Origin of the sequence: Rugamonas sp. (assembly GCF_025354735.1) — a bacterium.
Taxonomy (GTDB): domain Bacteria; phylum Pseudomonadota; class Gammaproteobacteria; order Burkholderiales; family Burkholderiaceae_D; genus Rugamonas.
In genome coordinates this window covers 1-9231 of record NZ_JANXMI010000196.1, presented here as the reverse complement: position 1 = coordinate 9231, position 9231 = coordinate 1, and the positions used below count along the sequence as shown (strand labels likewise).

Here is a 9231-nt window from a genome sequence, read left to right as displayed (position 1 = left end):
CCAGCATCGCGGCCGACTCGCCGATCAGGCGCGAGCCGTGGTTGCTGCCGCCGGCAACGCCGCCGGCCGCCGGTGTCAGCCGCAGTGCCGACTGCACCATGATGCGCAACTGGTCCAGCACCACCGGCTTGGAGACATAGTCGAAGGCGCCGGCCTTGAGCGCGACGACGGCGTTGTCGGCGCTGCCGAAGGCCGTCACCACGGCGATCGGCGTGTTCTTGTGGGCCGCCGTCACTTCGCGCACCAGCTCCAGCCCCAGGCCGTCGGGCAGGCGCATGTCGGTCAGCACCAGCGCATAGTCGTGCTGCTGCAACAGGGCGCGCGCCTGCTTCAGCGTTTCGGCGCTGTCGACGTCGAGGCCCATCTTGAGCAGCGTGATTTCCAGCAGTTCGCGCAGGTCGGCTTCATCGTCGACCACCAGCACGCGGGGAGAAGCACTCATCGAACAGCCTTTCTGGTGAGACGGGTGGCGGCCCTCATGCCAGCACCGGCGAGGCCGGCGCCGCCGTCGGGCGCGCAAAGGTGATGACGAAACGGCCGCTCGAACTGCGCGAGCCATCGAGATGGGCGCCGGCGTCGAAGCGGTATTCATAGTCGAGCATCGCATCGTTATTCAAACACAGTTCGCGCGCCAGATACAATCCCAGCCCGGTGCCCTTGCTCGAGGTGGTATAGAAGGGCTCGAACAAATGGGCCCGCACTTCGGGCGAGATGCCGGGGCCGTCGTCCTGCACATGCAGTTCCATGTGGCGCAGCTTGTCGCTCACGAGCACCAGCCGGATGCTGGACGGCGCGCCGCTGGCGTAGCGGACGGCGTTGTTGAGCAGGTTGAGTATCACCTCGCGCAGGTGCAGCGGGTCGAAGCGCACGGTGGCCGGGCCGGCGTCGGCGATGCCGATGACGTCGCGCTGCAAGCCGTGGGTATCCTCGAATTCCGCCTTCAGCTCGGCGAGAAAGCCGGCCAACGCCAGCGGCTCGTTGTGCGGCTGGACCTTGCGCGACAGTTGCAAAATGTCTTCGACCATGCGGTTGACGCGGGCCACGTTGTCGCCGACGATCTTGAGCAGGCGCAGGTGGACCGCGCTGTCGAGATCCTCGCCCAGCAGCGCCGTCGCGTGGCCGATGGCCGACAGCGGATTGCGCACCTCGTGCGCGATGCTGGCCGTGAGGCGGCCCATCGACGCCAGCTTCAGTTGCTGCGCCTGATTTTCTATGCCCGTCACGTCCTGCAAGAACAGCACGCTGCGTTCGATGGCGCGGTCGCCCGTGTCGGCGGCGGCGAAGCGCACCTTCAGGTGGGCGGCCAGGTCGCGCCGCGCGCTCCACGCCGCCGTCACGCCCTCGAGCGCGGCGTCGGTGTAGGGCTTGATGGTGACGAAGGAGGTGTGCTGGGCCGGGTCGGCGCGCCAGTCGGCGTAGGCCTGGGCCAGCGGTTGCAGCGCCGGCGCGGCCGACAGCTTGAAGCGCAGGTCGGGGCCGGCCAGGCCCAGCATCTGCTGCGCGGCCGGATTGCCGGCGTGGACCTGGCCGTCGGCGCCGATGACGACGATGCCGTCGCCGACGTTGGCCATCACCAGCCGGTTGACGGCTTGCTGCACACTGATTTCGATGCCGCGCTGGACCGCCAGTTCTTCCTGGCCGATGCGGCGCGCCGCCAGCCGGTTCACCACCAGCACGGCGCCGAAGAAGGCGGCGCAGTACAAGCCCGATTGCAGCACCAGCTCACCGTCGCCGACGAAGACCCGGTAGGCGCTTTCGGCCAGCATGAACAGCGTGACGGTGGCGGTGCAAAACAGGGCCGCCACCAGCGGCGCCAGGATGGCGCAGCCGGCCAGCGGGAACAGGTAGAGGATGGCCAGGCCGCTGCGCACGCCGCCGCCGGCCAGATACAACAGCGAGATGACGGCCAGGTCGCAGGCCAGTTGCGTCATCAGTTGCAGCATGAAGTTGCGCCGCACATAGGCCGCCGTCAGCACGAAGCCGACCGCCAGCGCCAGATAGGCGACGCAGATTTCCGCGTAGAGGAAGGGGCCGGAGCCGCGCAGGCCGTGGCTGTCGAAGCTCAGGTAGACCAGCAGCACGGCGGCGATGACGACGCGGGCGCCGTTCATCGTTTGCAGCGAACGCCAGAAGGTGTCGCGCGACTCGGCCGACAGCGTGCGTGGCGGGTGCGTCGTCACCACTCAGGCCGTCGGCAGGGCGGCGTGGGCGACGCTGCAGTAATCGCGGCCCTTGCTGCGCACCGTTTCCGACGCCGGATAATAGATGCCGCAATGGGCGCAGCACAACATGGTTTCCGCCTCGGCGATGGCGCGGGCGTCGGCGCGCGCCTGGCGCGCCGACGGCGTCGGCGTCGGCGCGGCCGGCCCGGGCTCGGGTTCGCGCGGCTGCTGGAACTCGCGCAGCTTGCTGCGCACCGCGTGCACCACCAGGAACACCAGCGCCAGCCAGAACAAGATACGTGTCATGCAAATCCCCGATGCAGTACGACTTCAAAGACGAAACGGCTACCCACATAGGCCAGCAACAAGGTGGCGAAGCCGGCCAGCGTGAAACTGAGCGCGGTCTTGCCGCGCCAGCCGCGCAGCCGGCGCCCGGCCAGCAGCGCCGCGAACAGCAGCCACGAAGCGAGCGTGAAGACGGACTTGTGGTCCCACTTGAGCGCCTGGCCGAACAGCTGTTCCGAAAACACGATGCCCGACAAGACCGTCAAACTCAGTAGCACGAAGCCGAAGCCTATCATCCGGAACAGCAGTTTTTCCATCGTCAGCAACGCCGGCAGCTGGTCCAGCGCGGCCGAGAAAAAGCTGGCGCGCTCGCGCCGCGTGTGCAGGCGCGACTCCTGCAAGGCCATCAGCACGGCGTGGAAGGCGGCGATGGTCAGCGTGCTGTAGGCCAGCGTGGCGATGGCGATGTGCCAGCCGAACATCGGCGAGCGCCCTTCGAGCGACACCAGCTCGCCGGGAAAAACCACCTGCAGGGCGACGGCCAGCGCGGCGAACGGCATCACCAGGCGGCGCAGGCCATCGAGGCTGTAGTTGCGGTTTTCGATCCAGTAAGCCGCCACCGACACCCACAGCGCCGACGACAGCATGGCGGCGAAGCCGAGCCGCAGCGAGCCGGGCGCCCGCAGCTCCAGCCACAGCGTGGCGCCGTGCAGCAGCCAGGCGACGGCGGCCACGCCGGCGATCAGCGCGCCGCGGCGCGAGCGCAGTATCGCGCATATAAGATACAGCACGGCGGCTGCGATTTGGAGGTAGGTCTGCATGGGGGCTAAGTTTACACTATCGGCCGATATTATTTCGGCGGGCGGAGGAATCGGGGGCGCGTGCCAGGGTCAGGCCCCGCTCGAGTTCAGTGGCCGAAGTCGCCGCACGCCCGGCGGGGTCCGCCCCCGATTCCCGGCGCCACGTGATCCCGTCGACGACGCGCCGCCGCTCAGTCGACCGCCGCCATGCGCAGCTCATCGTGATGGTGGCGCTGCTGCTCCTCCATCACCAGTTGCCCCAGCTCGCGCTTGAGGGCATTGAACTCGGGCGCGGCCGGATCGCGCAAGCGCGGCAGCTCGACCAGCAGGTCGCGCTTGACGGTGCCGGGCCGGTAAGTCATCACGACGATGCGGTCGGCCAGATAAATCGCCTCCTCGATGCTGTGGGTGACGAAGATGATGGTCTTTTTCAGCTCGGCCCAGATGCGCAGCAGCTCATCTTGCAGGTTGCGGCGCGTCAGCGCATCGAGCGCGCCGAAGGGCTCATCCATCAGCATGATGGGCGAATCGAGCGCCAGCACCCGCGCGATGGCGACCCGCTGCCGCATCCCGCCCGACAAATCCTTGGGATAGCGGGCGCGGAAGTCGTTCAGCGACAGCATCCGCAGCAGCCGCTCCACCGTCGCGGCGATGTCGGCCTTCGGCAGTCCCTTGATCTGCAGGCCGAAACCGATATTCTCGGCCACGGTCATCCACGGGAACAGCGCGTACTCCTGGAACACCATGCCGCGCTCCGGTCCCGGCGCGGTGACGGCGCGGCCGTCGGCGACGATGCTGCCGCCGGTCGGCGGCGCGAAACCGGCCACCGCGTTGAGCAGCGTCGACTTGCCGCAGCCGGAAGGACCGAGCAGGCAGGTGAACTGGCCGCGCGGGATCTCGAGCGAGATGTCCCGCAGGGCGACCAGTTCGCGCCCGCCGCTGCGGAATACCTTGCTGACGCTGGATATGACGATATGGGCCTCGCTCACTGCATGCTCCGGTTGTCCATCCGTTGTCCCTCAGTTGTCCATGCCGCGGTGCCAGCGCAGCAGATGGTTGTTGAGCCGGGTGACGCCGACGTCGATGGCGAGTCCGATCAAGCCTATGCTGATCATGCCGGCGATGATTTTGTCGGACCAAAAATATTCGCGCGCTTCGAGGATGCGGAAACCGAGGCCGTTGTTCACGGCGATCATCTCGGACACGATGACGACGATGAAGGCGGTGCCGATGCCGATCCGCACGCCGGACAATATATACGGCACGGCCGCCGGCAGGATCACCCGCACGAACAGCGTGGCGCCGGACGCGCCCAGGTTGCGCGCGGCGCGCAGGTAGATGCCGTCGACCTGGCGCACGCCGGCGATGGTATTCATCAGCACCGGGAAGAAGGCGCCCAGCACGATGAGGAAGATGGCGGGCGGATTGCCCAGGCCGAACCACAGTATGGACAGCGGGATGTAGGCGATGGGCGGGATGGGCCGCAGCAGCTGCACCATGGGATTGAGCCAGGCATACACGCGCGGCCGCGCGCCCATCACGAGGCCGAGCGGCAGCGCCAGGCCGGCGCCGATGACGAAGCCGACGATCACGCGGTACAAGCTGCCGGCCGCGTCGACGATCAATTCGCCCGACAGCGCCCACGCCAGCCAGCCGCCGGCGGCACTGTCATAGGGCTGCAAGGGCAGCAGATAAGCCCACCAGCGCTGCGCCACCGCCAGCGGCGACGGCAGCATCTGCGGGTTGGCCCAGCCCAGCGTGGCGGCCAGCTGCCACAGCGCGATCACCAGCGCCGGCACCACCAGGCCGACGCCGACGTCGCGCCACTTCGATGCCGCCATCGCATTTTCCGCCATCACCACTCCCCCTGCTTGCGCGTCATTGAACGTTCAGGCTTTTCTTGGCCGCGTCGAGCAGGTCGGTCCTGACCCAGTCCCTGGCCAGCGGCGGCCTGGCCAGCTTGCCGACGCCGGTCTTGACCATCACGTCGGTGGTGGTCTGGATATGTTCCGGCGTGATGTCGTAGGAGTACGGCGAATTGCCGATGGCGTCGTCGAAATCCTGCTTGCTGATCTGCCCCTTGAAGACCGTCTCGCGCACATATTTTTCGGCCAGGTCCGGCTTGTCGATGAAGGTCTTGGTGGCTTCGACGAAGCAGCGCATGAATTTCTCGGCCAGCGGACGGCGCTCCTTGTAGAATTTTTCCGTCATCACCATGGTGCGCACCGGCGCGCCGATCGGCGTGTCGTAGGGCTTGACGATCTCCGTGCCGTAGCCCTTGTTGATCGCCTGCGACGATTGCGGCTCGGAGTTCATCATGGCGTCGATATTCTTGCCGAGCAGCGCCTGGTTCAAGTCGGCGTAGGCGAGGAAGACTTCCTGCACGTCCTTGCCCGGCTGGTCGGACACGCTCAAGCCGTTCTGCTGCAACTCCGCCAGCAGCAGCACCTCCTGGATGCCGCCGCGCGTGACGCCGACTTTCTTGCCCTTCAAATCCTGGACCGTCTTGAGCTTCAAGTCGCTGCGCCCGACCAGGCGCGCGCCGCCCTTGGCGAAGCCGGCGACGATGTAAATCGGCGCCCCGCCGGCGCGGCCCGAGATGGCCGCCTCCGACGCGGTGGTGCCGACATCGAGCTCGCCGGCGATGATGGCCTGCATCACGTCGAGGCCCTTGGCGAATACGTGTTCGTCGACCTTGATGCCGCACTTGGGCGCGATTTCCTTGATATACGAGACGGCGCCGTAGTGGGCGAACTTCAGATTCCCGAGCCGCACCACCTCCTGCGCCTGCGCGCCGGCCGCCGCCAGCCCCGCCCCCGACAACGACGCCAGCATCAGCGCCTTGATGACCGCTTTCCGCCCCATACGTCCCTCCCCCTGTGTGCCGTCGCCGGCCTGGCATGCATCCGACCATGCACCGATTATTGTGCACCGATCATACCAAGCCGGCATCGACTTGCCTATCGCTCAGTTGCGCGCTGTGGCCGGGCGGCGGCGCGGATGCGGGCGATGCGTTCGGGACTCGATGGATGGCTGGACAAATAGGCCGGCGCGGCGCCGGCGAAGCGGTCGAGCCGCACAAAGACCTGCGCCAGATGCTCGGGCGCGATGCCGTTCTTGAGCAGCATGGCGATGGCGTAATCGTCCGCTTCGCGCTCGATGTCGCGCGAATATTTCAGGTCCAGCAGCAGCGGCGGCAACGCCGCGATCGCCGACGACACGTCACCGAACAGCAGCGTGGCGCTGGCGGCGACGGCCGAGCTCTGGATGATGCGGCGCATCAGGTGGCGTTCGTGCAGGTGGCCCAATTCATGGGCGAGGATACCCATCAGCGCGGCGTCGTCCGGCATCAGCGCCACCATTTCATCGGTCATCACGATGTCGCCCGAGGGCAGCGAAAACGCGTTCGGGCCGATGCGGCTTTTGCGGAACACGATATGGTAAGGCGGCGGATGGGGGACCGGCGGCAGCAGGCGGCCGAAGTCGGCGATCAATTGACGCTGGCGCGCCGCCGGCAGCGCCGATGGCGCGAACACGTGGCGGTCGAGGATGTCGAGCATGCCGTCGCCGAACTTGCGCTCGACGGCCAGCGGCAGCGCGCGCGCCAGCAGCGCTGCGGCCGGCGGCAGCAGGAACAGGTAGCCGAGCACCAGCGCGGCGACGGTGGCGGCGGCCGCCGTCAGCGCGCCGCGCCAGCTTTGCTGCTGCCGCACCACCCAGCTGTCGGCGTGGCCGGTGGCCGCCAGCAGCGCGGCGAAGGCGGCGCGGTCGGCGATTTCGAGAAAGGCGCCGTCCGGGAAGCTGACCTTGCGCGCGGCGTGCACGCTGCGCTCGGACACGCGCAGCTGCGCCAGCGGACAGCGGCGCTCGATGGCGCCGCCGTCGGCGTCTCGGCCACCGTCGGCGTCAACGTCGGCGCTGGTGACGACCGCGTCGCCGCCCCGCACCCGCAGTCGCACCGCGTGGCGGCGCGAGGTCTTGCCGTCGAAATAGAACGCGGCGACCGGCGCCAGGCCGGCCGCCGGGTCCGTGTCCGCGGCCGACCCGGGAGGCGATCCGGGTTGCGCCATCATTACAGCGACAGGTCGAAGTCCAGCATATCCATCGCGCCCTCGCCGAAGCCGCCGACCGACTGTTCGGCGCCGGCGACGAAATCATCGAGGCCGCCGGCGGCCAGCAGCGCCGTCGATTCGAGCCGGTACTTCAGCCAGCGCACATGGGCGAACGGCATGAACAGGCCGAGCGTGACGGCCACGCCGAGCAGATTGGTGAGCATGATGAAGCTGGTGCGGCCCCACGTCAGCGTCGACGCGAAGCGGTGGCCGCCCAGGCTGGTGTGGTTCCAGATCAGGTTCTGGATCAGCGTCAGGAACAGCGGCAGCACGATGAAGGCCCACAGATAAATGATGGCGAACAGCGCGATGACGGCCGGTGCATGGGCAAAGTTGCCCGGGCCGCCGGGGACGGCCTTCAGTACGAAGACCAGTGCCGTCCCGAATACGATCATGCCGCCGAAATAGAGCGCGGCGAAGATGCCGTAGGCTTTGTAGAAGCCGCCGACGCGGCCGTCGAAGGCGAAGTAACTGCCGCCGTAGCGGCTTTCGCTGTGCTGGTACTGCTTCAGGCGCTGATGCGTGTATGGCGCCAGCAAGCCCACCGTCAGCACGCTCAGGACCGGCAGCAGCAACTCATAAAAATACGCCTGGCGCGCGCTGCCCTTGAAGCCGAAACGCACGCCGCGATAGCTGGTGTTGTACAGCTTGAACTGCATGCTTTTCCAGGACAGCCACGGCAGCACGGCCATCAGCAGCAGCGCCATGCAGGCGCCGCCCACCGGCGAGTACCGCATCGCGATGTTGTAGCCGCCGAACAGCAGCAGCGCCGCCACGCGTCCCTTGAGGATGGCGATGGGATTGCCGTGGTATTCGAAGCTGCTGCCGGCCAGTTCGGTGCTGGAATAAAAATACTGGTTGCGCCGCACCTTGGCCCAGGCCGAGTAGATGCCGAGCGTGACGATGGTCAGCAGCAAATTCACTATCCAGATGCGGAAGTATTCGCCGCCGCTGGCATGGAAACGGAGGGGCTGCGGCGCCATCTGTACTGCGTCAGCGTGCTGTTGTATGTCCATTGCTTGTTCCTTGTCGGCTGGCGGTAAGGCCTGACAATGAAGGTTTGGATAATTATTGTCAATGGGAAAGTATAGTTATTTGATAATTATTTGAGCCTTGGCAAGATGCGGCCGCGCCTTGCTCCGCAGTCAGGGCGGCATCAATCCTTCAGATAGCGCTCGTAGATGGCGCGATAGCGGCCGCTCTTGTGCAGCCACAGCAAGCCGGCGTTGAAGTCGTCGCGGATGGCGGCGTCGCGGAACACGGGCCGGTAGTCGGCCGGATTGGCGGTGGTGAATTCGTGCGCGTCCAGCGCCGGCATGACGAAGCCCGGATCGGCGCGCTTTTGCAGCAGCGTGTAGTACTGGAAGATGGTGCGGTCGCTCAGCACCACGTCGTAGCGGCCCAGCGCCAGCAGCAGCGGCTGCGCCGACTGGTGGTTGCTCTCGACGTAGGCCGGGGTGTGCACCAGGCCGCCCAGCCAGTCCGGATAGCGCCTGGCCGCGCCGACGAAGGACATGATGCGGCGCCCTTGCAAATCGGCCGGCGCGCGTATCGCCAGGCGGCGCGCGCGCAGCGTGTAAAACACATTGTCGTACAGGACGGGCGGCATCGCGTAGTAGCCGCCGTGGGTGTGCATGTCCTCGCCGACGTCCATCATGACGGCGTCGACCCGGCCGGCGATGAAGGTGACCGGGATGCGGCCCATCGGCAGGTACTGGGCGTGCAGCGCGTGGCCGCGATAGGCCAGCGCCGCGCGCACGATGTCGACTTCGATGCCGGCGTCGCGTTCGGCCAGGATGTAGGGCGGCAGGTTGTCGCCGAAGGCCATGCTGACGTCGTCGGCGGCGGCCGGGCCGGCGCACAGTGTCAGCG

The 9231-nt window shown here is 67.1% G+C and carries 10 protein-coding genes; all 10 read right to left on the bottom strand.

All coding sequences use genetic code 11. The annotated features are described in order from the left end of the window. Positions 1-442, bottom strand: a 442-nt coding sequence (locus Q0S71_RS15765; RefSeq protein ID WP_295997596.1) for a response regulator, incomplete at its 3' end; no start/stop codon positions are given. A 34-nt stretch (positions 443-476) separates the two neighbouring features. Next, a complete protein-coding gene (locus Q0S71_RS15760) occupies positions 477-2180 on the bottom strand; it encodes an ATP-binding protein (protein ID WP_295997594.1) in 1704 nt (567 codons plus the stop codon). A 3-nt stretch (positions 2181-2183) separates the two neighbouring features. Then, positions 2184-2468 (bottom strand): PP0621 family protein, encoded by a 285-nt coding sequence (locus tag Q0S71_RS15755; RefSeq protein WP_295997590.1) that lies wholly within the window; start codon positions 2466-2468, stop codon positions 2184-2186. Then, positions 2465-3268, bottom strand: a complete 804-nt coding sequence (locus Q0S71_RS15750) for an inner membrane protein YpjD (RefSeq protein ID WP_295997587.1) — start codon at positions 3266-3268, stop codon at positions 2465-2467. Before Q0S71_RS15750 ends, Q0S71_RS15755 begins: the two co-directional genes overlap by 4 nt. A gap of 170 nt (positions 3269-3438) precedes the next feature. After that, complete coding sequence (locus Q0S71_RS15745; protein WP_295997584.1) at positions 3439-4236, bottom strand: ABC transporter ATP-binding protein; 798 nt, start codon at positions 4234-4236, stop codon at positions 3439-3441. A 30-nt stretch (positions 4237-4266) separates the two neighbouring features. After that, the gene (locus Q0S71_RS15740; RefSeq protein ID WP_295997602.1) at positions 4267-5088 is read right to left on the bottom strand and encodes an ABC transporter permease; all 822 of its coding nucleotides are present in this window, start codon (positions 5086-5088) and stop codon (positions 4267-4269) included. 37 nt (positions 5089-5125) lie between these two features. Next, positions 5126-6112, bottom strand: a complete 987-nt coding sequence (locus Q0S71_RS15735) for an ABC transporter substrate-binding protein (RefSeq protein WP_295997580.1) — start codon at positions 6110-6112, stop codon at positions 5126-5128. A gap of 95 nt (positions 6113-6207) precedes the next feature. After that, positions 6208-7317: a M48 family metallopeptidase gene (locus Q0S71_RS15730; RefSeq protein ID WP_295997599.1), complete on the bottom strand. Its 1110-nt coding sequence runs from the start codon at positions 7315-7317 to the stop codon at positions 6208-6210. 2 nt (positions 7318-7319) lie between these two features. Then, positions 7320-8375 (bottom strand): YjgN family protein, encoded by a 1056-nt coding sequence (locus tag Q0S71_RS15725; protein WP_295997577.1) that lies wholly within the window; start codon positions 8373-8375, stop codon positions 7320-7322. A gap of 140 nt (positions 8376-8515) precedes the next feature. Next, on the bottom strand, positions 8516-9231 hold a 716-nt coding region (locus Q0S71_RS15720; protein ID WP_367185310.1), incomplete at its 5' end, for a substrate-binding periplasmic protein.

What these genes read in the sequence shown, in the direction of transcription:
- Q0S71_RS15755 (WP_295997590.1), bottom strand. Translation starts at nt 2,468, where the DNA reads ATGACACGTATCTTGTTCTGGCTGGCGCTGGTGTTCCTGGTGGTGCAC.
- Q0S71_RS15750 (WP_295997587.1), bottom strand. Translation starts at nt 3,268, where the DNA reads ATGCAGACCTACCTCCAAATCGCAGCCGCCGTGCTGTATCTTATATGC.
- Q0S71_RS15740 (WP_295997602.1), bottom strand. Translation starts at nt 5,088, where the DNA reads ATGGCGGCATCGAAGTGGCGCGACGTCGGCGTCGGCCTGGTGGTGCCG.
- Q0S71_RS15735 (WP_295997580.1), bottom strand. Translation starts at nt 6,112, where the DNA reads ATGGGGCGGAAAGCGGTCATCAAGGCGCTGATGCTGGCGTCGTTGTCG.
- Q0S71_RS15730 (WP_295997599.1), bottom strand. Translation starts at nt 7,317, where the DNA reads ATGGCGCAACCCGGATCGCCTCCCGGGTCGGCCGCGGACACGGACCCG.
- Q0S71_RS15725 (WP_295997577.1), bottom strand. Translation starts at nt 8,375, where the DNA reads ATGGACATACAACAGCACGCTGACGCAGTACAGATGGCGCCGCAGCCC.